The organism is Vandammella animalimorsus (assembly GCF_002285285.1).
GTDB classification, from domain to species: Bacteria; Pseudomonadota; Gammaproteobacteria; order Burkholderiales; family Burkholderiaceae_C; genus Lampropedia; species Lampropedia animalimorsus.
On sequence record NZ_NSJF01000001.1, the window covers coordinates 480,679 to 505,538 of the forward strand.

The window sequence follows — 24,860 nt, forward strand, 5'->3', positions numbered from 1 at the left end:
TTGCGCCTTGCAGCCCATCCCAAACCGCTTCTTGCCCACTCGCGCCGAGATTTTGAACAGGCTCTAAGAAAAAAACCAGTCGATCTCAAAACGAAGTTTGAAATCGACTCAGTCAATCAGTGGGTAGTAGCGCCTTGCTGTTCCTCAGTGGCCTGCGTGAAATATTTGAACCTTTGATGGGTATCAGGAGGGGGCAGCATTGGATTGTTGTCTCTGGCCATGGCTCAAGCCAATTGAAATCAAAGTCGGTGCATTTTTGTATGCAATTGCCCGTCACACAGAAAGAGTCGCCGGTATAGATGGCCCCATCCGGCCCTTGCTGCGTGCTGCCAAAGCCAAGCCAGTAATAGCCGTATGGGTCGATGTCCGTGACCAGCGATTTGCGCCCGATATAGCGCATGAATCGAAAAAACTCTTCCAGGCTGGAATCTGAGACCAGCCAGTTAGGGATTTTCTTCAGAAGCACGACATCGCCCACAGCCACGCCTGGGGCCAGCACTTGTTTGACAGCCATTGTGTGGTGCCCCCCTTCTTGGCCTATTGCGCCGCCGCAGGCCCCATCCAATGGATCAGGGCGGCCAGTGTGGCCACTGAGGCGATGGTGGAAAACAGCACGGTGCGCGCCGTCACGCTGCCGTCGCGGCCGTACAGGTCGGCCAGCATGTAGGGGCCGGTGCCGGTGGGCAGGGCCGCCAGCAGCACGGCCAGCAGCAGCAGCGTGGCCGGCAGCTGGAAGACCCAGGCGCCCAGCGCCCAGGTCAGCATTGGCAGCAGCAGGAGTTTGACGGCCGTCAACTGCCAGGCCAGGGCGCTGGCCTGCCTGTCGCCCAACGCCTGGGGCGCGGCGCTGCCGGCCGATGCGGCCGGGCTGGCCAGGAACAGCCCCAGGCTGACCAGCGCGCAGGGGCTGGCCGCGCCCGCGAGCAGTTGCAGCAATTGCGCGCCGCTGGCCGGCAGCGGCCAGCCGGTGGCGGCATACAGGGCGCCGGCCAGCGGCGCGGCGATCAGGGGGTTTTTCAGCAGCGACCAGGTGATGCGCGGCAGCAGCAGCCAGGGCTGGCGCTGCCCGGTGGGCATGCGGGCGTATTCGATCAGCAAGATGGCCAGGCCGAACATCACGCACACCACCAGCATGGTGGCAATGGTGGTGGGCACCAGCGAGGCCTGGCCGGCGAGCAAAAAGGTCAGCGGAAAGCCCATGTAGCCGGTGTTGGGGTAGGCCGCAGCGAGGGCATCGACGCTGGCATCGGCCAGGCTGCGACCGCGCCAACGCTGCACGGCGGCCACAGCGGCAAACAGGCCCAGGCCGGCCAGCGCGAAGGTGGCTGTGAAGGCCGGCTGGTACAGCTGGCGCCAGTCGGCCTTGGCCATGCTGAGAAACAGCATGGCTGGCAGGGCCAGCCAGACCACGAAGCGCCCCAGCTCGGCAGCGGCGGCCGGGCCCAGCACCTGCAGGCGGCGGCACAGCCAGCCGGCCAGGATCAGGCCGAACACGGGGAAGATGATGGCGAGGATGGAGGACACGCGAGGCACCGGGGGGCATGGATGGCGGGGCGGCGCAAGCCAGGGGCGCTGCGCCAAGCGCGGCGGCAAGTGTAGAGGGTGTCGAGACTGAGTGTTGCAGCGGTGTTCTCGGTCGAAACCCGCAGCTGCTGCGTTGAAAACGCTGGCAAGGCGCTCAAGCCTGGGCGCACTGGCACCTGGCACCTGGCAGCTGCGGTTTCTCCTTGGACAACTGCTTCGCCAACAGTCTCTCAATCGCGCTATCTCATCAGTCCCCGGCGCTGGGCGCGATGCTTTCATAATGGCGGGCTTTTTTGATGTGGGCGCGGCCTTTCGGCTGTGCCGCTTGGGGTTGTGCCTTGTCCAGTTCCGATTGCCCGCAGGCGCTGCAAATCCTGCAACAGGTGTTTGGCTATCCGCAGTTTCGCGGGCTGCAGGCCCAGATCATCGACACCGTCATCGCCGGTGGCGATGCGCTGGTGCTGATGCCCACTGGCGGCGGCAAATCGCTGTGCTACCAGATCCCGGCGATTGCTCGGCGCGAGCAGGGCAAGGGCATGAGCATCGTGGTCTCGCCGCTGATTGCGCTGATGCACGACCAGGTGCGCGCGCTGCAGGAGGTGGGCGTGGCCGCCGATGGCCTGCATTCGGCGTTGGACTTTTCCCAGGCCCAGGCCGTGCAGGCGCGCGCCTGGCGCGGCCAGACCTGCCTGCTGTACGTGGCGCCCGAGCGCATCACCACGCCGGGCTTTCTGGAGTTTCTCGATGGTTTGTACCAACGCGGCCAATTGGCGCTGTTTGCCATCGACGAGGCGCACTGCGTGAGCCAGTGGGGCCATGACTTTCGCCCCGAGTATCGCCAGCTCAGCCTGCTGCACGAGCGCTACCCCACGGTGCCGCGCATTGCACTGACGGCCACGGCCGATGCCATCACCCGCGCCGACATCATCGAGCGCCTGCAGTTGCAGCAGGCGCGGCAGTTCATCAGCAGCTTCGACCGCCCCAACATCTTCTACCAAGTGGTGGAAAAGAGCGATGCGCGCCGCCAGCTGCTGCGCTTCATCGAGGACGAGCACGAGGGCGATGCCGGCATCGTCTATTGCCAAAGCCGCAAGAAGGTTGAGGACACCGCCCAGTGGCTGCTGGAGCAGGGTATCGACGCCTTGCCCTACCACGCCGGCCTGCCGCCCGATGTGCGCCAGCGCCACCAGGACCGTTTTCTGCGCGAGGACGCGCTGGTGATGGTGGCCACCATCGCCTTTGGCATGGGCATCGACAAGCCCGACGTGCGCTTCGTGGCCCATCTGGACATGCCCAAGAACATCGAGGGTTACTACCAGGAGACGGGCCGCGCCGGGCGCGACGGCGAGCCCGCCGATGCCTGGATGGCCTATGGCCTGGCCGACGTGGTCAACCAGCGGCGCATGATCGACGACCCGCAAAGCCCGGCCAGCGAGGCCTATCGGCAGGTCATGCGCGCCAAGCTCGATGCGCTGCTGGCCATGGCCGAGACCACCGAATGCCGCCGCCAGCGGCTGCTGGCTTACTTTGGCGAGCAGGCCCAGCCCTGCGGCAATTGCGACAACTGCCTGAATCCGCCGGCCACCTGGGACGCCACCGACGCGGCGCGCAAGCTGCTCAGCTGCATCTACCGCGTGCAGCAAAAAAGTGGCATTCACTTCGGCGCGGGGCACCTGATCGACATTCTGCGCGGCAAGGCCACGCCCAAGGTCGAGCAATACGGCCACCAGGGCCTGAGCACCTTCGGCATCGGCCAGGAGGTCGGCGAGCGCGAGTGGGGCAGCGTCGTGCGGCAGCTGATCGCCATCGACGCCGTCGTGGCCGATGCCCAGGCTTTCAACACCCTGCGCCTGGGCCCGGCGGCCCGCAGCGTGTTGGCCGGCCAGCGCCCGCTGCAGCTGCGCCGCATTGAGCGCGAGGCCCGGCGCGGTGTGCGCCGCGCCGCCCAGGGCACCCAGGGCAGCAGCGCGCGCCAGAGCCGCCAAGAGCGCCAGGCCGCACTGGACGATGCCAGCCGCCAGCGCTTTGAGGCGCTCAAGGCCTGGCGGCGCGAGGTCGCCCAGCAGCACCAGCTGCCGGCCTTCGTGGTCTTTGCCGATGCCACCTTGCTGGCCATCGCCAGCGAAAACCCCCGCAGCCTGCAGGCGCTCAGCGCCATCTCCGGCGTGGGGCAGAAAAAGCTCGACGCCTACGGGCAGGAGCTGCTGCGCGTGTGCGCCAGCATTTAGAGCGTGTTCGAAGGCTCAGAAACCAGCCCTTTAAACCCCCCTGCGGCGCAGTAACCCTTCACCTGTCTGAGCGGCTTGAAAAGCATAGAATGCCCCGCACATGGGCTATGGCTGAGACACAACGCAGAGCAGTTGGCCCTGGCGCCTGTTGGCAGCGCGCGGGGCACGCCCAGAGCGATGCAGCGCGCCTTTTGTTTTTTCTTAACCTCTTTTTTCCGACCCAGGCGATCAGCGCCGCCAGGCCTGGGTAGCTGGCCCAATGGCGGCAGCGGCACGATTACTCAGGAGCAGTGGCTTGAACAATCAATGGATTTCCAAAGTGGCGATGTGGCTGGTGCTGCTCGTCGTTTTGTTTACCGTATTCAAACGCTTTGATGGCGGCCCCGGCGCCGGGGCCACGTCGGTGGCGTACTCCGACTTCATCACCGCCGTGCAAAACGGCGAGGTGCGCGAGGTGAACGTGCAGGACACGGGCACGGGCAGCTTCGACATCCTGGCCATCCGCAACGACGACCGGCGCATCCGCACCACCGGCTCCATGGCCGACCGCGGCCTGTTTGACGATCTGCTCAACAGCAACGTCAAGCTCAACCTCAAGGAGCGCGAGCAGCGCTCGCTGCTGGGCTCGCTGCTCATCAGTTGGGGGCCGATGCTGATTCTGATCGGCGTGTGGATCTACTTCATGCGCCAGATGCAAGGCGGCGGCAAGGGCGGGGCCTTCAGCTTCGGCAAGAGCAAGGCGCGCATGCTCGATGAGAGCAACAACACCGTGACCTTTGCCGACGTGGCCGGCGCTGACGAGGCCAAGGAAGAAGTCAAGGAGGTGGTGGACTTCCTGCGCGATCCGCAGAAGTTCCAGCGTCTGGGCGGTCGCATCCCGCGCGGCCTGCTGCTGGTGGGCCCGCCGGGCACCGGCAAGACGCTGCTGGCCAAGTCCATCGCTGGCGAGGCCAAGGTGCCGTTCTTTTCCATCAGCGGCTCGGACTTCGTGGAAATGTTCGTCGGCGTGGGCGCGGCCCGCGTGCGCGACATGTTCGAGAACGCCAAGAAGAACGCGCCCTGCATCATCTTCATCGACGAGATCGACGCCGTGGGCCGCCAGCGTGGCGCAGGCCTGGGTGGCGGCAACGACGAGCGCGAGCAGACCCTCAACCAGATGCTGGTGGAGATGGACGGCTTCGAGACCAACCTAGGCGTGATCGTGGTGGCCGCCACCAACCGTCCGGACATCCTGGATTCGGCGCTGCTGCGCCCAGGGCGCTTTGACCGCCAGGTGTATGTCTCCCTGCCAGACGTCAAAGGCCGCGAGCAAATCCTGAACGTGCACATGCGCAAAATCCCCGTGGGCGCGGACGTGGACGCCAACGTCATCGCGCGCGGTACGCCTGGCATGTCCGGCGCCGATCTGGCCAACCTCTGTAACGAGGCCGCGCTGATGGCCGCGCGCCGCAATGCCCGCGTGGTGGAGATGCAGGACTTCGAGGCCGCCAAGGACAAGATCTTCATGGGCCCGGAACGCCGCTCGGCCGTGATGGACCCCGAGGAGCTGAAGAACACCGCCTACCACGAGGCCGGCCACGCGCTGATCGGCCGCCTGTTGCCCAAGTCCGATCCGGTGCACAAAGTCACCATCGTGCCGCGCGGCCGCGCCCTGGGCGTGACCTTCACCCTGCCCGAGAAGGATCGCTACGGTTATGACAAGGAATGGGCGCTGGCACGCATCTCCATGCTGTTTGGCGGCCGCATTGCCGAGGAAGTGTTCATGAACCAGATGACCACCGGCGCCTCGGACGACTTCAACAAGGCCACGCAGCTGGCGCGCGATATGGTGACGCGCTACGGCATGTCCGACGAGCTGGGCCCGATGGTCTATGCCGAGAACGAGGGCGAGGTTTTCCTGGGCCGCTCGGTGACCAAGACCACCAACGTCAGCGAGGCGACCATGCAAAAGGTCGACAAGGAGGTGCGCCGCATCATCGACGAGCAGTACGCGCTGGCACGCCGCCTGATCGAGGAGAACAAGGACAAGATGCACGCCATGGCCAAGGCCCTGCTGGAGTGGGAGACCATCGACTCCGCACAGCTCGACGAAATCATGGCCGGCAAGCCGCCCACACCGCCCAAGGACTGGGTGCCCAAGAAGCAGCCCTCGGTCGATGGCGGCAATGGCAACAACAGCGCCGGCGGCGGCGGCGCAGCCGTGGATTCCGACCCGGCGCCGACGGCGGCCTAAGAGCTGGGTCTAAGGGGGGCTGTTGAGACAGCCATTCAGACGCAAGGAGAAAACGCTTGCAAGGTGCTCATGCCTTGCAAGCGTTTTTCAATGTGGCAGTTGCACAGTTTTGACCGAAAACACCGCCGCAACACCAAATTTCAACAAGCCCTAAACTCCAGCCCCAGCGCAACGCCCATTCCCATTTGGGGTGTTGCGCTGTGAGCAGAAGTGCAAGCTGCCAGCCGCATCATGCGGCGGCGTTTTTCCAGGAGAGTTTTCAGGAGGTGAAGATGAAAAACAAGGCTTTTCGGTGCATTGGCGGGCTTGCGCTTGGGCTGCTGCTCGCTGGGCAGGCAGCTGCCTATTACGGCGGAACGTTTTCGTGGTCAGACCCTGGCGGCGGCTACGCCGATTGGTCGCGCGCACGGATGTATCAACAAACCGTTGATTACAACCGAAAACTGGCGCAGCGCTACAGCAGTCGCAGCAGTGGAAAAAACAGCGACAAAGGCAGCGACAAAAAAGAAGTTGCGCCCAAGCCGAAACTCAACCCCTCGGCGTATGAATATCAGCCCTCTGCGGCCGTGAGTGCGGCGGTCATGGAAGATTTCCTCAATGAATTCCATGCCCATGCACAAAAAAACGGCGCAGATGCACAAACGCTTGCCGATATTCGCGCGATGCGCAACTGGGGGGCGATGGATTTGATGCGCCAACAGATCAAAGCAAACGGCCTGCCCCCCGACAGCCTTGCCACCGCGATGACGCTCTGGCTTGCCGTCAATTACGGAGCGATCCATCAGCACGAAGGCACAGAGAAGCTCAATAGCGGGCTTTATACGCAATTGCGCGCAGCGATGAGCGAGGATAAAACCGTGCTGGCGATGAATGACGAACAAAAACAGCGCGCTGCCGAAGGCATGCTGTGGATGACGTTTGTGCAGATCTATGCGCAGGCAAAATTGGAAAACGATCCGCAAGGGCGCAGCGAAGCGGCGAAACTGGCGCTGCAAAGCCTGAAAAGCGGCGGTATCGATCCCGATTTGATGCACATCACCAAAAACGGGCTGGAATTGAAATAAGCAATGCGGGATGGGCAATCAAGGCGCAGGGCTTGTATGCCTTTTTGGCCCACCCCCCAGTTTCTTTCCCCTTTTTTTCAGGTCTTCTCCCGTAGGGGAAAAGGCCTTTCAAAGTTTCTGAACGAATTCCGCCTGCGGCTTGCGCAGGCCTGCTTCTCCTCACTTTCCCGAGCGGGGCGCCCCGGCGATGGCTTGGCCACCGTCATATGGACGCCCTGCCACATCATGGAGCCATGCCACCGTGCCCAACAGCGCCCCCAGCCCTGCGCAGCCCTGCGCCCCGGCCAGCGATCACGCCACTAATCAGGCCGCGCATCAAGCCGCGCATCAGGCCAGCGGCCAGCGCGGCGCGCCGGCCATCTGGCAGACCGCCCGCCACGCGCTGAGCCTGCAGCGCCCGCTGCTCATGGGCATCGTCAACCTCACGCCCGACTCCTTTTCCGATGGTGGGCGGCATGCCAGCGTCAGCGCCGCGCTGCGCCATTGCGAGCAGCTGATCGAGGAGGGGGCGGACATTCTGGACATTGGCGCCGAATCCTCGCGCCCGGGCAGCGCGGCCGTGCCGCTGGATGAGGAGCTGCGCCGCCTGCAGCCCGTGCTGGCCGAGGCCGTGCGCCTGGGCGTGCCCATCTCGGTCGATACCTACAAGCCCGAGGTCATGCGCGTGGCGCTGGCGCTGGGCGCGGACATCGTCAACGACATCTGGGCGCTGCGCCAGCCCGGCGCGCTGCAGGCCGTGGCCGAGCACCCGCGCTGCGGCGTGTGCCTGATGCACATGCACGGCGAGCCCGAAACCATGCAGCGCGAGCCGCTGACCGGCGATGCCGTGGCCACGGTGCAGAGCTTTCTGGCCGGGCGCGCCCAGGCGCTGCGCCAGGCCGGCGTGGCCGCAGGGCGCATCGTGCTCGACCCCGGCATTGGCTTTGGCAAGACCGTGACGCAGAACTTCGCGCTGCTGGCGCAGCAGCCGCAGCTGCTGCAACTGGGCTACCCGCTGCTGGCGGGCTGGTCGCGCAAATCCTCGCTGGGCGCTGTGACTGGCCGCGATGTGGGCCAGCGCCAGGCCGCCAGCGTGGCCGCCGCGCTGCTGGCCGTGGAGCGCGGCGCGCGCATCGTGCGCGTGCACGACGTGGCCGCCACCGCCGATGCGCTCAAGGTCTGGCAGGCCATGCAGGCCCAGGGCCAGGCTTGAAACCCGGGGCAAGGCCTGGGCCGGAGCGATGGCTTGTGCAATTGCGCTGCGCAATAGGGCAGGGCGCTTGCGGCAAGAATCGTAATCAAAGGTTTCTGCCCTCTGGCCTGGCGTTGGCAGGCCAAAAGCCTGCTCCACAATAGCGGCGCATGAGCAAACAGTATTTCGGCACCGACGGCATTCGCGGCACCGTCGGTCGCAGCCCCATCACCCCCGATTTCATCCTGCACCTGGGCCACACCGTGGGCCGCCTGCTCAAGGCGGGCAACGCCGCCGCGACGGTGCTCATCGGCAAGGACACGCGCATCTCTGGCTACATGCTCGAAAGCGCGCTGGAGTCGGGCTTCAACTCCGCCGGCGTGGACGTGGTGCTGCTGGGCCCCATCCCGACCCCGGCCGTGGCCTACCTGACGCGCGCCGTGCGCGCCGATCTGGGCGTGGTCATCAGCGCCAGCCACAACCCTTTCGAGGACAACGGCATCAAATTCTTCAGCGCCCAGGGCAGCAAGCTGCCCGATGAGTGGGAGGAAGAGGTCGAGCGCGGCCTGGCCCTGCCGCCGCAGTGGGCGCCCTCGGCCGCGCTGGGCAAGGCGCGGCGCATGACCGACGCGGCCGGGCGCTACATTGAGTTCTGCAAGAGTACCTTCCCCACCGAGCTCAGCCTCAAGGGGCTGAAGCTGGTGGTCGATGCCGCCCATGGCGCGGCCTACCAGTGTGCGCCCAAGGTGTTCCACGAGCTGGGCGCCGAAGTCATCGCCATGGGGGCCGAGCCCGATGGCTTCAACATCAACCAGGACGTGGGCGCCACCGCGCCGCAGGCGCTGATCGAGCGCGTGCGCGCCAGCGGCGCCGACTACGGCATTGCGCTCGATGGCGATGCCGACCGCCTGCAACTGGTCGACGCCAGTGGGCGGCTGTTCAATGGCGATGAGCTGCTGTACCTGATGGCGCGCGCCAGGCTGGAGGCCGGTGAGCCAGTGCAGGGCGTGGTTGGCACGCTGATGACCAACCTGGCCATCGAACAGGCCTTTGCCCGCCTGGGCATCCCGATGCAGCGCGCCAAGGTCGGCGATCGCTACGTCATCGAAGCCCTGCAGCGCAATGGCTGGGTGCTGGGCGGCGAGAGTTCGGGCCACCTGCTGGCGCTGGACCGGCACACCACCGGCGACGGCATCATCAGCGCGCTGCAGGTGCTGCAGCAAGTGGTGCGCAGCGGCCACAGCGTGGCCCAGGCGTTGCAGGGCGTGCAGCTGTTCCCGCAGACCATGATCAACGTGCGCCTGGCCGACCGCGACGCCTGGCAACAGCACACAGCCTTTCAAAACGCCATGCGCGAAGCCGAAGCTGCGCTGCAAGGCCAGGGCCGCCTGCTGGTGCGCCCCAGCGGCACCGAGCCGGTGCTGCGCCTGATGGTCGAAGCCCAGGATCCGGCCCTGGCGCAACACTGGGCCGAGCGCCTGGCCAGCGTGCTGCAGGGCTGAGCCTGTTCAAAACAAAACAAAACAAAGCAAAAGCCCGCGCGAGCGGGCTTTTGTTTTGAACAGGCGCGCGGGCCTTGGCATGCACGCAGGCTGCGGCGCGCGTTGCCGTGTGCCCGCAGCGCCCGCAGTGCTCGCTCAATCGGCCTGCACGCGCAGCAGGGCCTGCCGGCCCGCGTAGTACAGCGTCTGGCCGTCGCCGGCGGCGAATGCCCTGCCCTGCAGCTGCGGGTGCTGGGCATGCACGGTCGTGCCTTCGATCGGCTGCGCGCGCTGCAGGTCATACAGCTGCAGCTTGCCGGGCTCATCGGGGTCGCGCCGCCAGGCCCGCCCATTGCCAGCCAACGCCACCAGCCACGCAAAGTCTGCCCTGGGCAGGTTGTATTGCTGCCCGCTGGGCAGCTCCACGGTCGTCACCTGCTGTGGCGCATCGCCCTCCGGGCGCAGTGCGGCCAGCACCCGCCCGGCCGCGCCGCACACCAGCCCCTGCAACTGCCTGCCCTCTGGCCCATGCCGCAGCGTCGTCACCCGGCCATCGAGGTCGATGCTGCGCAGCACGCCGGCATCGAGCGCGTAGAAGCGCTGCGGCTCGTGCGAGGCGCACAGCGCCGTCAGCGATGAAAAACTGGCCGCAGGCCCTTGTCCATCCCGGAATGGGCCTGGCGCGCCAGACCGATTGGGCGTGGCAAAGCCTGCCAACTGTTGCAGCTGGCCATTGGCGTGCAGCAGCCAAAGGCCATTGCCAAAACCGGGCTTGTCGCGCGGGGTGATGGTCAGCCCGCCGGTGAAGATCTGCGAATCGGCAATCAGGTAGCGCCCCTGGCCCAGATCCAGCACGGCGCTGGGCGAGAGCAGCGACTGCGGCTGCGCCGCAGAAAAATCGGGTTGGGCCGCCGTGTACACGGTGTGCATCTGGCCGTTGCCCAGATCCAGGCGCCGCAGGCGCCATTGCCGATCACAGGCGCCTTGCTCCAGCGTCAGCAAGGCAGCGGGGGCGCTGGCATGGGCCGGCGCCAGCGCCTGGGTGTGACCCAGCAGTGGGCCGCCCTCCGTGCCGCTTGGGCCATCCACGCAACCTGCCTGCTGCACGCGGGCCGCGTCGCTGACCGGGCGCAGCGGGCCCCACAGCAGCGCCAGCCGCGCGCGTGGCTGGGCCGTGATCAGATCGGCATCGGGCGTGCCCGGCTGGTGGCTGCCAGGGCCCGGGTTGGCGTCAGGGCCTGGGCCCTGATCGCTGCCGCCGCCGCAGGCGCCCAGCAGCGCTACGGCCGAAGCGATCAGGGTGGAAAGCAATGTGGTGCGCATGTGAGAAAACTCCTTCAATGGGACGTGAGGGAGCCAAGGCCAATTGTTGCCCAGCATCGGCGCATCTGGGCAGAGGGATTTCCCCCGCCGCTGCCTCGTGGCCTGCGCCTTTGCAATGCTTGCAGGCATCAAGACTCGCAGGCCTGCGATGGTTGCGGCAGGTCAACAGGTCGTCAGGGCTGGGTGGCACTGAGCGGCGCTGGCCTTGTGGCACACTCACGCGCTTTTCGTTTTTGAGCAGCTTTTTCAAGCGCCTCAAGCCTTTGCATGCGGCTTCGTGCCGCCAGACCCTCGACCGATTTGCCATGTCTTCTGCAGCCATCGCCCCCAGTACCCAACAGGCCATCGAGCAATTGATTGCAAAAGAGCTGGGCGCGGCTGCGCGCCAGGTCGAAGCGGCCGTCAAGCTGCTCGACGAAGGCGCGACCGTGCCCTTCATCGCGCGCTACCGCAAGGAAGCCACTGGCGGGCTGGATGATGCCCAACTGCGCACGCTGCAAGAGCGCCTAGGCTACTTGCGCGAGCTGGAAGAGCGCCGCCGGGCGGTGCTCAAGAGCATTGAGGAGCAAGGCAAGCTCACGCCCCAACTGGCCGCCTCCATCGCCCAGGTGCAGACCAAGCAGGAGCTGGAAGACCTGTACCTGCCCTACAAGCCCAAGCGCCGCACCAAGGGCCAGATCGCGCGCGAAGCCGGGTTGGAGCCGCTGGCCGATGCGCTGTTTGCCGACCCGAGCCTGACCCCCGCCGAGGCCGCACAGCCTTACATCAAAGCCGAAAAAGGCGAGGACGGCAGCGACTTCACCACCGTGCAGGCAGTGCTCGACGGCGCGCGCGACATCCTGGCCGAACGCTGGGCCGAGGATGCCACTTTGGTGCAGGCCATGCGCCAATGGCTGTGGGAAGGCGGCGTGCTCAGCAGCCGCTTGATCGAGGGCAAGAACCCACAAGACCCCGAAATCGCCAAGTTCAAGGACTACCACGAATACGACGAGCCGATTGCCAAGGTGCCCTCGCATCGCGCCCTGGCCGTGTTCCGCGGCCGCGCGCAGGACATCCTGCACCTGCGCCTGGCCCAGCCGCAAGAGCCCGAAGCGGGCCAGCCCAGCCTGGCCGAAGGCCACATCGCCCTGCAACTGAAGTGGAGCCACCAGGGCCGCCCGGCCGACGACTGGCTGCGCAAGGTGGTGGCCTGGACCTGGCGCGTCAAGCTCAGCCTGTCGCTGGAGCGCGATTTGTTCGCCCGCCTGCGCGAAGCGGCCGAGGCCGTGGCCATCAAGGTCTTTGCCGACAACCTGCGCGATCTGCTGCTGGCCGCGCCCGCGGGCGCGCACACCGTGATGGGGCTGGATCCGGGCATCCGCACCGGCGTCAAAGTCGCCGTGGTGGACGCCACCGGCAAGCTGCTGGACACCGCCACCGTCTACCCGCACGAGCCGCGCCGCGATTGGCAAGGCAGCCTGCACACCCTGGCGGCGCTGTGCGCCAAGCACCAGGTGGCGCTGATCGCCATCGGCAACGGCACGGCCAGCCGTGAGACGGACAAGCTCGCCGGTGAGCTGGTCAAGCTGCTGGCCGACAAGGCCGGCCAGCGCGTGCAGAAAGTCGTCGTCAGCGAGGCCGGGGCCTCGGTCTATTCCGCCAGCGCCTTTGCCAGCGAAGAAATGCCCGATGTGGATGTGAGCCTGCGCGGCGCGGCCAGCATCGCCCGCCGCCTGCAAGACCCGCTGGCCGAGCTGGTCAAGATCGACCCTAAATCCATCGGCGTGGGCCAGTACCAGCACGATGTGAACCAGACTGAGCTGGCCCGCACCCTGGGCGCGGTGGTGGAGGACTGCGTCAACGGCGTGGGCGTGGACCTGAACACCGCCAGCGTGCCGCTGCTCTCGCGCGTCTCGGGCCTGAGCGCCTCGGTGGCGCGCTCGGTGGTGCGCTGGCGCGAAGCGAACGGCGCGTTCAAGAACCGCCAGCAACTGCTCAAGGTCACCGGCCTGGGGCCCAAAGCCTTCGAGCAAAGCGCGGGCTTCTTGCGCATCCGCGGCGGCGACAACCCGCTGGACATGACCGGCGTGCACCCCGAAACCTACCCTGTGGTGCAGTCCATCCTGGATGGAACGGGCAAATCCGTCGAGCAAATCATGGGCGACACCGCCTTGCTCAAAAGCCTCAAGCCCGAGCAATTCGCGCGCGAAGGCTTTGGCGCCATCACCGTCAAGGACATCCTCGCCGAGCTGGAAAAACCCGGCCGCGACCCGCGCCCTGACTTCGTTGTGGCGCGCTTCAACGAAGGCGTGCAGGACATCGCCGACCTGGGACCCGACATGGTGCTCGAAGGCACGGTCAGCAACGTCGCCCAGTTCGGCGCCTTCGTCGATCTGGGCGTGCACCAGGACGGGCTGGTGCACGTGAGCCAACTGGCCAACAAATTCGTCGCCGACGCGCGCGAAATCGTCAAGACCGGCCAGGTCGTCAAAGTCAAGGTGCTGGAAGTGGACGTGCCGCGCAAGCGCATCAGCCTGACCATGCGCCTGGACGCCAGCGCCGCCAGCCACAGCCAAGGCGCTGGCGCGCGCGGCGAACGCGGCCGCAGCCCCGCTGGTGCGCGCAACGCCCCGCGCCAGGCCCAGCCGCAATCGGCCATGCAGTCGGCCTTTGCCAAGTTGCAGGGGCTGAAGAAGTAAGCGCTTGTGCAGCAAGCTCTGCGCGAATCGCCGTGCCGCGCGTGCCTTTGCAAATTCGCGCGGGCTGCGCGCCTCTCGTTCGTGCCACAGATTTCCCTTGGCACAATGCGCGGCTTGCGCCCGTGTTGGGTGCGGCGCGCTTGGCATGCAGGGCATCCCAAGGGTGTGAGAACCTTTCAAAGCAAAGGAAGACGCTGCGATGAAATTGGGGATTGAAGGGCGCTGGGCCCTGGTGTGTGGCTCCAGCGCCGGGCTGGGCCTGGGCTGTGCCAAGGCGCTGGTGCAAGAAGGCGTGAACGTGGTCGTCAATGCCCGTGGCGCGGTGCGGTTGGGCAAGGCGGCCGATGAGCTGCGCAAGCTGGCGCGCTGGTATGCGCAGCAGCACAGCGACACGCATGCGCCGCAGCCGCAGGTGCTGCCAGTGGCCGCGGACGTGACCACGGCGGCCGGCCGCGAGCAGATTTTTGCCCTCGAAGGCGGGCCGGGCGTGGATTTCGACATCCTGGTGACCAATGCCGGCGGGCCGCCGCCGGGCGACTTCCGCCAGTGGGAGCAGGCGCAGTGGCTGGCGGCGCTGCAGGCCAATATGCTGACCCCGATCGAGCTGATCAAGGCAGTGGTCGATGGCATGGCCGGGCGCGGCTTTGGCCGCATCGTGAACATCACCTCCAGCGCGGTGAAGGCGCCCATCGAGGTGCTGGGGCTGTCCAACGGCGCGCGCAGCGGGCTGACGGGCTTTGTGGCCGGGCTGGCGCGCTCGCCCCTGGCCGCGCAAGGGGTGACGATCAACAACCTGCTGCCGGGTAAGTTCGACACCGAGCGCCTGCGCAGCACCATGCACGCCCAGGCCCAGCGCATGGGCCTGAGCGATGAGGACTTGTGCGCGCAGCAGCGGGCGCTGATCCCGGCCGGGCGCTTTGGCACGGCCGAGGAGTTTGGCGCCATCTGCGCCTTTCTGTGCAGCCAGCAGGCGGCCTATGTGAACGGGCAGAACTGGCTGATCGATGGGGGCGCCTATCCAGGCACGTTTTGAGCGTTTGTTCTGAGCGTTTGTTTTGAGCGTTTGACCAAGAGGAAATGGAACGACTATGGCAATGACGGTGCAAATCGCCCAGTTCGGTGGGCCCGAGCAAATGAAGCTGGTGGATCTGCCGCTGCCGCCCGTGCAGGCCGGGCAGGTGCATGTGCGGCACAAGGCCATCGGCGTGAACTTCATCGACGTGTACCACCGCACAGGCCTGTACCCCAATGAGCTGCCGCTGGCGCTGGGCATGGAGGCTGCAGGCGAAGTGCTGGCCGTGGGGCCGGGGGTGGAGCACTTGCGCGTGGGCGATCGCGTGGCCTATGCGACCGGGCCCATGGGCAGCTACACGCAAGAGCGCGTCATGCCGGCGCAGAACGTCTGCCGTCTGCCCGATGAGATCTCTTTCGAGACGGGCGCAGCGATGATGCTCAAGGGCCTGACGGCGCAGTATCTGCTGAAGAAATGCCGCCCGATGGAGGGGCTGGAGCCGGGCGACCACGTGCTGTTTCACGCCGCCGCAGGGGGCGTGGGCCTGATTGCCTGCCAGTGGGCCCGGCACCTGGGCCTGAAGCTGATCGCCACGGCCGGCACGGACGAGAAATGCGCCCTGGCGCTGGCCAACGGCGCGGCCCACGCCATCAACTACCGGCGCGAGGACTTTGCCGCCCGCGTGCAAGAGATCACGCAGGGCCAGGGCGTGAAGATCGTCTACGACTCGGTCGGCAAGGACACCTGGGAAGGCTCGCTGGCCTGCCTGCGCGCCTTTGGGCTGATGGTCAGCTTCGGCAATGCCTCGGGCCCGGTGCCGCCGTTCGCCCCGGCCGTGCTGGCGGCCAAGTCGCTGTTCGTGACGCGCCAGACGCTGTTCACGCACACCAGCTCGCGCCAGCGCACCCAGGCCATGGCCGACGACTTGTTCGCCGTCGTGCAGCAGGGCGCGGTGAAAATCCACATCGAACAGCGCTTTGCGCTGCAGGACGTGCAGCAAGCGCACCAGGCGCTGGAGGCGCGCAAGACCACGGGCTCGACCATCTTGCTGCCTTGAGGGCCTGTCCCGAATTTCTGCACGGGAGGGTCAAGAAAAAAAGACGGCCTCTGGTTAGCGCCGTTTACTGAGCCCAGTGAGCGGCATTACCGCAAGAAGCCTGTTGTTGACTCAACTATGGGAGAAGCTTGGCTGCATCAAAACGCGCCTCCCAAGTGTTTTCCTGTGCAAATGCAAGGTCTACGCCTGTCCCGACTTTGAATTGCAGGGCGGCCTCAGCCATCGCAGGCACGTCAGCCTCGATCTGCGTGATAAATACGCCACGCTCTCCTGCACGCAGACTCATTTCTCCAAAATCCGTAGAGATCACCGGCAGGTTCAGTGCGCGGTACTCGTAGTATTTGATCGGATCAACCGAGGCAGTCAGCGCATTTTTTCTGAACGGAATCAGCCCAGCGTGAAACTGCGTCATCGCTTTCAAAGCAGTCGCATGATCACAAGTAGGCAACAAGGTAATGTTGTCGGGCAGCTTACTGGGCGGGCGGTTGAAAACCGGGCCAATCAAGCGAATTTCGTCGTTCGGCCTGGCCCTTGCCAAAGCGCACACCCAGTCCCAGTCGAACCATGAAGCAATGGTTCCAACATAGCCAAAGACTTTTTTGCTGGATGCAGCAGGCCCCTGCTGCATGCTTGGCATCACCGACAGATCCAGCCCGTTGTAAACCAGCCGCACATCCTGATGTACGCGCGCCCAGCGTGATTTAAGCTCTGTGCTCGAAACTGTGATGATGTCCACACAATGGGCAATTTCCAGCTCCCGCCGAGCCAGGGCTGACCGGGAAAAGCCTTCATAAAAGGCCGGAAACTCATCCATGGCGTCGTACAAGGATGGGCAGTCACGCAGGCGCTTCAAGAGATTGCGCGCAAGAACCGATGGCTTGCCAATCACCAACCAGGTTCTGGACTGATTGGAAAAATCCATCATTTGCTGCCATTGACGTTGCCACAAGCGCCCATTCACCCAGCCGGAACCCGGCAATGGCTCAATAGGCACAGCACTGGGCTTGAGCACCGTAAGCCATGCGGGCCTGTTGTTGTGCAGATCGTGCGACGCAGAGGGGCGTAGCCGCCGCAAATCCCTCCAATTGGGAAAACGGGTGGGATAAGGATCGACCCACAAGACAGAGCCGCCTGTCCGGCTATGGAACCACTCTACGAACTTATGCGGTCGCTGGGCAAAGCTATTCCACGGCACTGGCGATAAATAGATGAGCTGCATCAGCTGAAATGCGCACGTAGCGTCTTCACGATTCGCGCAGCGGCCTGGCCATCGCCATAAGGCGAAACGCCGCGAGCCATTGCAAGATACGCAGATTCATCATCGAGCAAACGCTGCGCCTGGCTGACGATACGCTCAAAGTTGGGCCCAACCAACTTGACCACACCCTGCTCAACCGCCTCTGGCCGCTCCGTTTCGTCTCGCAACACCAGCACAGGCTTGCCAAGAGCCGGGGCTTCCTCTTGCACACCGCCAGAATCGGTCAGGATGATGTAGGCGCGCTTCATCGCCGCAATGAACGGGGCGTAATCCAGCGGCTCGCACAACATGAAATTGGGCAACCCAGCCAGAAACTCATGGGCCACATCCTTGACATTGGGATTGGGATGCACGGGGTAGAGAAACTGCACCGAAGAATTATTCTCAGCCAGCGTGCGCAGGGCGCGGCAAATGTTGCGCAATGGCTCGCCAAAATTCTCTCGGCGGTGGGATGTCACCAAAACCAGCCGCTTGTCAGCATCCAGTGGCACTGCAAGCTCCAGTTCCTTGGATGCCGTGATCAGCAATGCGTCGATGACAGTATTACCGGTGACAACAATCTCGGTATCCGGCACACCCTCCTTCAGCAAGTTCTGCCGAGAACCCTCGGTCGGTGCAAAGTGCCAGCGCGCCAGCTTGCCTGCAATAACCCGGTTGGCCTCTTCCGGAAAAGGATTTTGCATATCCCAGGTGCGCAGCCCGGCCTCCACATGCCCAATCGGGATGCGGTGATAAAAGCATGCCAAGGCCACAGTCATCACGGTGGTGGTATCCCCTTGCACCAATACAGCATCCGGCTTCTCCGTCTGCAAAACATCGTCGAGCTCAAGCAACAACCGGGCTGTCAGGGTCGTCAGCGCTTGATTGGGCCGCATGATATTCAGGTCAATATCCGGATCAATGCCAAAAAACTCATTGACCTGATCGAGCATATGACGGTGCTGCGCAGTTGCAAGAACCCGCACGTTCGCCCACGGCTCCTTCTGCAACGCCAGAATGACAGGGGCCATTTTGATGGCTTCCGGGCGGGTGCCGATGACACAAAGTATTTTTTTCATTGCGAAACCTCTGAAATTATTTTTTTCCATCGTGCGAGCCAGTTGTTTTTTTCAAATGTCTTGGACATCGCGAGACCGTTGTTGGCCATTTCTTTTAGTAGTGGTCGGTTTTTTAGAAAAAACTCTAATGATGTAATCAAGTCTTCGTATTTTGGGTTAATCAAATGGCCATTAAAGCCGTCAATGACCAAATTGGGCAACCCCCCTATGTTTGTAGCGATTAGGGCGTTGTTGGTAGCCATCGCCTCAATGCATGACAACGAGGTGCCCTCTGCATAGAGCGTCGGAACAAGAACAATATGGGATTCTTGATAAACGGAATTCATCTCGCCCATGTCGAATTCTTGCCAGGTGACACGATCTCGATAACGCTCTATGTGCTGAGCTACAATTTTTCCGTCTTCTTCATTGGCTTGGCCAACCAAGTGTAATTCAAGTTCCGGATGTTTTGGTAGCAAATAATCAAATGCCTTTAAGACAATAAATATGCCTCTGGCTTCATATAAGCGCCTTGGATAAAGCACTCTAATTTTGCCGCTAAAATCCTTCTCGTTGACTTGAAAAATTTTTGAGTCAAAATAGTTGGGAATGTATGATGCCTTCTCGGCGAGAGGGTAATCGTACGTTCTTAGCCAATTAATGAAATTGGTGTCAACCGCAACTACGCGTGAAGCCACTCGCAGGGCGTCAAAAATATTGTTGTATTCCGCAATATTGCTGCTTTTTAATCGTTTATATTTGTGGTCCCAGTATATTCCGTGATTAATTGCGATTACCTTGAGTCCATAAAGGGCGCACCCAAGATCTGCTGGTGAGGCGATCACTAAATCGCTGTCCTTGCAAAAATTCCTGAATTTTTTTGACATCAGCTTTATGTCGCCGTCGCTGTTTGTTTGCACGCCAACAACGGGAATTCCAAAAAAATCCTTGGAGAAATCGCTATTTGCATTTTGTATGATTCTTGGGGACCATCCAGCATCTCGCAGCATGCACGCCAAGTCAAAAACATATCGTTCTGCACCGCCTTTGTATAGTACTTTTCCATCCCAATCGAAAAAATTAATATTTATTATGTCAACTTTTTTGATGGCGACATGGCTTATATTATTTGTTCTCTCAAAGCTGGATTCTAGTATGTTAAAAACGGGGCTAATCTGGTTAGCCCAGTTGGATTCTTTCAAAACTTCTTCATAGTCAATGCGAGTTGGCTTCTTATTTGATGCTGCCATTTCTGTGATTTTTTCAAAAATATCTTCGGAGGATCCAACGAATACTGAGTCACTGTAGTCTATTAAGGAAGAGGTTCTTGTGGCAAAAATTGGTAGCCCAATTGCCATGTACTCAAAAAGCTTCAATGGTAAAACTGGATTTGTTTTTTCGTTTACAAGAAATGGTATTAAGCCAACGGAAAATTTTTCAAGATAAATTTTTAGCTTTTCGTATGGAACTGCTTGAATGTGTAAAACGTTAGGCTTGCTTAATACCTGGTTGCGTACGATCAGGTTTTCCTTGGAATAGCCTTCGAATTCTATTAATGGTCCCACCATTACTAGTTTTACGTTTGAAATGCTTGTGATCTTTTTTAGTATTTCCCAGTCAAGAAGTTCGCTGATGGCACCGTGGTAGCCTACTACAAATGAGTCATCCTTCAGGTCGAGCGAAGCATGATCCTTGTTTTCGCTCTGAAAATCGGAGACCCAAACACCATTCTTAACAAGAAAATAGTTTGCCTTAGTCTTGCTGGAATTTTTATTCATCAATTCTCTTGATGAAAAAATGACGGCGGTAGCACTTGCAAGCAGCCTCTCATGATCTTCGATCATGGCACTGCAGTGGAGTGAAAAAACGCTCAAATCATCGAGAACGTCATAAAGGCACTGCGCTCGAGGCATGTGGGGTAGCAAATATCCGAAGAAAGGATATGTTAGGTAGAGGACTACATTATTTCTGTCTGCGAGTGAGCTTATTACCCCCCCAAAAACATTGGTTAGGTACCGGTTTGTGGCTATCTCCCTGAGGAATGGAGGGTTGCTATCAACCTGTAGCAAGAGACATAGATAGCCTTTTTCTGCAAAAAAACGAATGATGTGATCGGGGCGCTGCGTCAGCTCCAGTGGATAGCTTAAAGGTAAGACTAAAATTTTTCTTTCGGATGCAATGGCGTCAAACAATACTTCTGAAAGCACATCGGCGTGACTGTCCTCTAGCCCAATATCAATGTACCTAAGAATATATTCATTTTGAGCGGATTTGTTTATCGAATAAATTTCTTGATTTGAAATTTTTATATTTTCCGAACTGTTGTTTTTTTCTTGTTTTTGTTTTGATAGCCAGTTTTTTGTTTTTGTTAAAGCCATTCGGGGGCCTTGCGATTTCAGAGTGTAGAAAAATGCTCGAGATAATTTTTTCAAGATTTGCGCTTTTCTTCTGGCTGTGCGCAGAATTCCTGTGATTTTCATTGAGTTCGAGTTCATTACGTTCTGATACTTTTGGTGTTCTTCTGCAAGAGACTGGTTTAGGTTGAAAATTTTCCCGTCTCGCTCGACTATGGTTAGATTCAAGTCGGCGATCAGTCTGTCACGCTCGATTGCCATTTGGTCTGAGCTGGCGATCTGCTCATCGCGCTCAACGATGGCCTGATTGAGGTGTGCAAGTTGTCCATCACGCTCGGCTACCGTTTGATTGAGATTGGTGATCTGTTGAATATGCTTGGCTACTGTTTGGTTGAGGCCAGCGATTTGCTCATTAAGCGCGGTTATTGCTCGGTTGAGGTTGGCAAGCTGCTCATCGCGCTCAATTACCGACTGATTGAGGTAACTAAGCTGCCCATCACGTTCGGCTAACGTTTGGCTGAGATTGGTTAGCTGCACATCGCGATCAAGCACAGCCTGATTGAGGAGAACAAGCTGGCTGTCACGCTCGACCACGGTTTGATGGAGGTGGGCAAGCCGCTCATCACGTTCGGTTACCGCCTGATTGAGATGAGTAAGCTGGCCGTCGCGCTCAGTTGCCGTTTGGCTGAGACTGGCGATCTGCTCATCGCGCTCAGCCAGTGCCAGATTCAGGCTCGCAATCTGCCCGTCGAGCAGATTGACTTCGTTGCTCGCCTGCCTTTGCCGGCAGAGCGAAACGGCAGCCAACAGTCTTGGGTCGTAGAATTTCTTGCTGCATACCACCGTCTCTATCTGATCCAATAGCGCTTTGCTGTAGAGGTATGGTGTTGTTCCAGTGATCGTGTTTGTGGAAAGATGGTGGTGCAAACCAGTCAACACCGTAGTGGCAGGGGCTGGTATTGAACTGATATTGTCGAGAAAGCGAGTCCATGCATGGTGAGCGTTGAAATGTGTTTTGGCAAATTCAAAAACGCTGTCAATCTGATCCTTGCTTGTCCTATTATCAAGTTGATCAAGCAATTCATTGCTGTCAATAACGGGAAGGTTGCGGCCGGAGAAGTTATGTTCAGCTGCTTTTGCTAACAGCTTTTCGTCGACAACTCCTTTTACTCCGTCATAACCCACTAAAATCACGAGTTTGCGCGACGAAATCCCCTCAAGAACAACACGCCCCATTCCCGCAATACCGGAAAATTTTTGAATAATGGTAGGAATTTCGTTGCTTGAGCCGATCAATTCAACGTAATCCGAATCCCCATGTTTTTCAAGCATTTGGCAGAGCTGCTGCTTCGCTGGCCCATCGCCAGCAATCATCACGCCCGGTATTCCGCACAATTTTGCCTTGCTGCAGAAGTCGAAAATTCCTTGTATTTTGAACTCATCCAGTCTGGATACAACCAACCAGCGTGGATCTATCGGGTTGACAGTCGAATCTGCGCTATGAGACTCTTCAAATGTCACTGAATTGGGGATGTAATGAAGGGATTGCTCGGAGGCATGGACGGTCAGTAGATCCTGAACCTCTGGCGATACCGCAACAATCAGGGGTGAACTTGCCAGGATGATGTCCTTGACCAACAGGTCATAAATCGGCCCATAGCTGGCCATGGAGGCTGGGCCGTGCAGCGTGATGGCATAAGGTATGGATTCCAGCTCGGCTGCCACAACAGCAGGAATGATTGACGTGAAAGGGTGAACATGAACGCATCCGATTGCGTGCTGGCGAATGATCTGTCGGAGATGCTGGATCACCGACAATAGCTCTTCGGGGGAACATTCAGGCCCCAGAGGCAATCCGTATGTTATGGAAGCCAGCCCTGAGGGCAAGAGTGCTTCTTCAAAAGCCTTGCCAGTAGCCAAATGAACATTAACACCAGCCTTGCTGAGATGTTCAATTTCTCCGCGAATATGCGTTTCGAGCCCCCCTAAAGTAAATTGCTCGGTGACGATTAGTAGCGATTTCATGCTTTCGCTCCTAATTCAGTCACCATCACCTTTGTATCAAGCATGGCTATGCCGCTGCCGAGAATACGTGGCTGATGTACCGTAAAAACAATGATATCGGTCTTGCGGTCAAGGTATGTCATATCCCCGTGTGATATCGCCTCCGCTATTGCTAGAGTGGCAAAGTATGTGCCTGCACACAGATCGGCGCGCAGCTCGAAATCAAAGACAAGGCGTGTGCCGGGTAGGGCATTGGTGAAGTTTTGTTGGTGATAAAGCGTACTCGTCCCGAATGCGCTGACGCCCTCCACGGTACGGATCAAGAGGCCCGCCTGGATTTCATCAATAGGACGCAGAACATCGACAAAAAAACGAACCGTCAGGATCTCGCCGGTCATGAACTGATCGCATAGGTCGCCTGAAGCATCCAGAATCTGCCAATGGGTGATCACGGCGCGCATGCCGTTCCCGCTGGGCTCGTCGTCACCGATGCAGCCCTCAGTATCCTGAATTGCTGTAGTTTCATCAACGCATGCCAGAGGTGTGTCCGTTGCCTGGCTTTGTTGCAGATAGCGGATATAAGTTTTCTCGTCCGAATAGAGCAGGGCGTGATACTGGTCGACGATTTCCTTGGCGGGGCCAATGCCGTGGACGTAGCCCTTGTGCAAAAGCACGCCACGCTGGCAAAATTTTTCCACCGTCGCGGTCGAGTGCGTCACCAGCAAAATGGAGCATCCGCCCTCGCGCAACCGCTCGATGTAATCGAAACATTTCCTCTGGAACTTTTCGTCACCCACGGCTAGTGCTTCATCCACAATGAGCACCTGGGGGGACACGCAGGCCTGCACGGCGAAGGCCAAGCGAACAACCATACCGCTGGAGTAGGTTTTGATCGGCTGCTCAAGGTGGTCCCCGATATCGGCGAAAGCGGTAATCTCATCAAACCGCTCATCCATTTCCTGTTTGGAAAAACCCAGAATTGAGCCATTGAGGTAGACATTCTCCCGCCCGGTGAAATCAGGGTTGAATCCTGAGCCCAATTCCAACAGTGCGGCAATGCGGCCGTGGGTTTCAACCGTGCCGGAGGTGGGCGCTAGCGTCCCAGTGATGATCTGTAGCAGCGTGCTTTTACCGCTTCCGTTACGCCCAAGGATGCCGACCGTTTCACCCTTCTTGACGTCCAGAGTGACATCCTTCAACGCCCAGAACTCGCGGTAATACTGCCGGGGTTGTTGCCGGAGCATCTGTTGCAGGCGTGGCAGTATGAACTGTTTGAGTCGATCTCGAGGCTGATCGTAGATTTGGTAACATTTTTTCAGATTTTCAACCTTGATGGTAATTTCAGAGGACATCGGCAAAGCCTTTCCTGGTTTTCTGAAACCATGCAAATCCAAGCCATGCAATGAAGGCTGAAACCAGCGCGTAGATACCCAATAGCTCAAAATCAGGCGGGTTCCCCCAATAGAGCACGTCCCGCGTTTGTTCAACAATCGATGTAAGTGGATTGAGATACAACCATTGCCTAAATTCTTCTGGCAAAGCCGTAACAGGGTACATAATTGGTGCCATGAACATCAAAACCAGCACCAGTGTTCCAATGAATTGGGAAACATCGCGCAGGTAAACGCCCAGCGAGGCCAGTAACCAGCTCAAGCCTAGGATAATTAGTAGGAAAGGCAAAATGACCAAGGGCAGATAGAGCACGGTTGGCTTTGGTATACCGAAGAACAGCAAATAGCTGATCAGCCAGACGCAGAGACTGACAAAGCCATGAAACAAGGCGGAGAGCAGTGAGACAACAGGCAAAATTTCCAGCGGGAAGATCGCCTTCTTGACATAGTTGACGTTGGCAACCACCAACGAGGGTGCCCGGTTGATGGTTTCACTGAGCAGGAAAAAGACGATCAGGCCAGCAAACAATACAAGTGCAAATTCGGTCTTGGACTCGGTTTCCACATTCCAGCGCGCCTTGAAGACGACGCTGAACACAAATGTGTAGACCGTAAGCATCAAGAGCGGGTTGAAAAATGACCATAGCAAGCCCATTACGGAGCCACGATAACGCCCCAGCACTTCGCGTTTGGTGGATGCCATGATCAGTTCACGGTTGCGCCAGAAGCTACTGAATATTTCCAACGGTGAAATTGAAAAGTTCCGCATCAGTGTACCCATGCCACTAAATAAAAATCTTCTAAAGTTATGCGTATTTTTGCGAATTTATTGTGCTTGTGGTATATGTTTGTTAATCCTTATTGGGTTATTCGTCTGGAGTTGAAGGCGGTAAATTTCGGATTCGCATGAAAGGCAGAAACACCATCGAAGCAGTAATAGGATATTTTTGATATGATATGAAACGCCATGGATGAGTGCTTCCAAAAAGAGGTCAATAAACGAAAGCCGTCAAATGGGTGTGCGCGTGCAAAGGTGGTTGGAGGC

Annotated in this window: 16 protein-coding genes; 8 read left to right on the plus strand and 8 right to left on the minus strand. The window is 60.0% G+C overall.

Annotation, left to right across the window (positions count from 1 at the left end; genetic code table 11):
* Positions 1-112: 112 nt before the first annotated feature.
* Together CK620_RS13690 and CK620_RS02095 are read right to left on the minus strand one after the other, a co-directional pair.
* Positions 113-514 carry a hypothetical protein gene (locus tag CK620_RS13690; protein ID WP_143325874.1) on the minus strand — a complete coding sequence of 134 codons (402 nt, stop codon included), beginning with the start codon at positions 512-514 and terminating at the stop codon, positions 113-115.
* 23 nt (positions 515-537) lie between these two features.
* Positions 538-1,524 carry an AEC family transporter gene (locus CK620_RS02095; protein ID WP_095548880.1) on the minus strand — a complete coding sequence of 329 codons (987 nt, stop codon included), beginning with the start codon at positions 1,522-1,524 and terminating at the stop codon, positions 538-540.
* Between the two features lie 296 nt (positions 1,525-1,820).
* Here CK620_RS02095 and recQ point away from each other — a divergent pair, with 296 nt between their 5' ends.
* The 5 genes from recQ to glmM all read left to right on the plus strand — a co-directional run bounded on the left by recQ (position 1,821) and on the right by glmM (position 9,722).
* The gene (gene recQ / locus CK620_RS02100) at positions 1,821-3,752 is read left to right on the plus strand and encodes a DNA helicase RecQ (RefSeq protein ID WP_095548881.1); all 1,932 of its coding nucleotides are present in this window, start codon (positions 1,821-1,823) and stop codon (positions 3,750-3,752) included.
* Between the two features lie 295 nt (positions 3,753-4,047).
* A complete protein-coding gene (ftsH, locus tag CK620_RS02105; RefSeq protein WP_095548882.1) occupies positions 4,048-5,985 on the plus strand; it encodes an ATP-dependent zinc metalloprotease FtsH in 1,938 nt (645 codons plus the stop codon).
* A 272-nt stretch (positions 5,986-6,257) separates the two neighbouring features.
* The gene (locus tag CK620_RS02110; RefSeq protein WP_095548883.1) at positions 6,258-7,049 is read left to right on the plus strand and encodes a DUF6683 family protein; all 792 of its coding nucleotides are present in this window, start codon (positions 6,258-6,260) and stop codon (positions 7,047-7,049) included.
* Between the two features lie 406 nt (positions 7,050-7,455).
* Complete coding sequence (folP, locus tag CK620_RS02115; protein ID WP_095549110.1) at positions 7,456-8,241, plus strand: dihydropteroate synthase; 786 nt, start codon at positions 7,456-7,458, stop codon at positions 8,239-8,241.
* Positions 8,242-8,390: 149 nt separating this feature from the next.
* Positions 8,391-9,722 (plus strand): phosphoglucosamine mutase, encoded by a 1,332-nt coding sequence (gene glmM / locus CK620_RS02120; RefSeq protein WP_095548884.1) that lies wholly within the window; start codon positions 8,391-8,393, stop codon positions 9,720-9,722.
* Positions 9,723-9,857: 135 nt separating this feature from the next.
* Here glmM and CK620_RS02125 read toward each other — a convergent pair whose 3' ends face one another.
* Positions 9,858-11,024 (minus strand): hypothetical protein, encoded by a 1,167-nt coding sequence (locus CK620_RS02125; protein WP_095548885.1) that lies wholly within the window; start codon positions 11,022-11,024, stop codon positions 9,858-9,860.
* Between the two features lie 305 nt (positions 11,025-11,329).
* Here CK620_RS02125 and CK620_RS02130 point away from each other — a divergent pair, with 305 nt between their 5' ends.
* From CK620_RS02130 to CK620_RS02140, 3 genes are all read left to right on the plus strand, one after another.
* Positions 11,330-13,702 carry a Tex family protein gene (locus CK620_RS02130; RefSeq protein ID WP_095549111.1) on the plus strand — a complete coding sequence of 791 codons (2,373 nt, stop codon included), beginning with the start codon at positions 11,330-11,332 and terminating at the stop codon, positions 13,700-13,702.
* Positions 13,703-13,901: 199 nt separating this feature from the next.
* Positions 13,902-14,735, plus strand: a complete 834-nt coding sequence (locus tag CK620_RS02135; RefSeq protein ID WP_095548886.1) for an SDR family oxidoreductase — start codon at positions 13,902-13,904, stop codon at positions 14,733-14,735.
* A gap of 55 nt (positions 14,736-14,790) precedes the next feature.
* Entirely contained in the window at positions 14,791-15,771 is a 981-nt protein-coding gene (locus CK620_RS02140) for a quinone oxidoreductase family protein (RefSeq protein ID WP_095548887.1), read from the plus strand.
* A 115-nt stretch (positions 15,772-15,886) separates the two neighbouring features.
* Here the strand turns inward: CK620_RS02140 and CK620_RS02145 are convergent, their stop codons facing one another.
* The 5 genes from CK620_RS02145 to CK620_RS02165 all read right to left on the minus strand — a co-directional run bounded on the left by CK620_RS02145 (position 15,887) and on the right by CK620_RS02165 (position 24,584).
* Positions 15,887-16,693, minus strand: coding sequence for a glycosyltransferase family protein (locus CK620_RS02145; protein ID WP_238945977.1), 807 nt, complete (start codon positions 16,691-16,693; stop codon positions 15,887-15,889).
* A 296-nt stretch (positions 16,694-16,989) separates the two neighbouring features.
* Positions 16,990-18,087, minus strand: coding sequence for a non-hydrolyzing UDP-N-acetylglucosamine 2-epimerase (gene wecB, locus CK620_RS02150; protein ID WP_095548889.1), 1,098 nt, complete (start codon positions 18,085-18,087; stop codon positions 16,990-16,992).
* Entirely contained in the window at positions 18,084-22,445 is a 4,362-nt protein-coding gene (locus CK620_RS02155) for a glycosyltransferase (protein WP_095548890.1), read from the minus strand. The genes wecB and CK620_RS02155 overlap by 4 nt, the downstream gene beginning before the upstream one ends.
* On the minus strand, positions 22,442-23,776 hold the full coding sequence (locus tag CK620_RS02160) for an ABC transporter ATP-binding protein (RefSeq protein ID WP_095548891.1): 1,335 nt from the start codon (positions 23,774-23,776) through the stop codon (positions 22,442-22,444). The genes CK620_RS02155 and CK620_RS02160 overlap by 4 nt, the downstream gene beginning before the upstream one ends.
* Positions 23,766-24,584 carry an ABC transporter permease gene (locus CK620_RS02165; RefSeq protein ID WP_095549112.1) on the minus strand — a complete coding sequence of 273 codons (819 nt, stop codon included), beginning with the start codon at positions 24,582-24,584 and terminating at the stop codon, positions 23,766-23,768. The genes CK620_RS02160 and CK620_RS02165 overlap by 11 nt, the downstream gene beginning before the upstream one ends.
* Positions 24,585-24,860: the final 276 nt, after the last annotated feature.

What these genes read in the sequence shown, in the direction of transcription:
- CK620_RS13690 (WP_143325874.1), bottom strand. Translation starts at nt 514, where the DNA reads ATGGCTGTCAAACAAGTGCTGGCCCCAGGCGTGGCTGTGGGCGATGTC.
- CK620_RS02130 (WP_095549111.1), top strand. Translation starts at nt 11,330, where the DNA reads ATGTCTTCTGCAGCCATCGCCCCCAGTACCCAACAGGCCATCGAGCAA.
- CK620_RS02165 (WP_095549112.1), bottom strand. Translation starts at nt 24,584, where the DNA reads ATGCGGAACTTTTCAATTTCACCGTTGGAAATATTCAGTAGCTTCTGG.
- CK620_RS02145 (WP_238945977.1), bottom strand. Translation starts at nt 16,693, where the DNA reads ATGGATTTTTCCAATCAGTCCAGAACCTGGTTGGTGATTGGCAAGCCA.
- CK620_RS02160 (WP_095548891.1), bottom strand. Translation starts at nt 23,776, where the DNA reads ATGTCCTCTGAAATTACCATCAAGGTTGAAAATCTGAAAAAATGTTAC.
- folP (WP_095549110.1), top strand. Translation starts at nt 7,456, where the DNA reads ATGGGCATCGTCAACCTCACGCCCGACTCCTTTTCCGATGGTGGGCGG.
- CK620_RS02140 (WP_095548887.1), top strand. Translation starts at nt 14,791, where the DNA reads ATGGCAATGACGGTGCAAATCGCCCAGTTCGGTGGGCCCGAGCAAATG.
- CK620_RS02110 (WP_095548883.1), top strand. Translation starts at nt 6,258, where the DNA reads ATGAAAAACAAGGCTTTTCGGTGCATTGGCGGGCTTGCGCTTGGGCTG.
- CK620_RS02125 (WP_095548885.1), bottom strand. Translation starts at nt 11,024, where the DNA reads ATGCGCACCACATTGCTTTCCACCCTGATCGCTTCGGCCGTAGCGCTG.
- recQ (WP_095548881.1), top strand. Translation starts at nt 1,821, where the DNA reads ATGTGGGCGCGGCCTTTCGGCTGTGCCGCTTGGGGTTGTGCCTTGTCC.
- glmM (WP_095548884.1), top strand. Translation starts at nt 8,391, where the DNA reads ATGAGCAAACAGTATTTCGGCACCGACGGCATTCGCGGCACCGTCGGT.
- wecB (WP_095548889.1), bottom strand. Translation starts at nt 18,087, where the DNA reads ATGAAAAAAATACTTTGTGTCATCGGCACCCGCCCGGAAGCCATCAAA.
- CK620_RS02155 (WP_095548890.1), bottom strand. Translation starts at nt 22,445, where the DNA reads ATGAAATCGCTACTAATCGTCACCGAGCAATTTACTTTAGGGGGGCTC.
- CK620_RS02135 (WP_095548886.1), top strand. Translation starts at nt 13,902, where the DNA reads ATGAAATTGGGGATTGAAGGGCGCTGGGCCCTGGTGTGTGGCTCCAGC.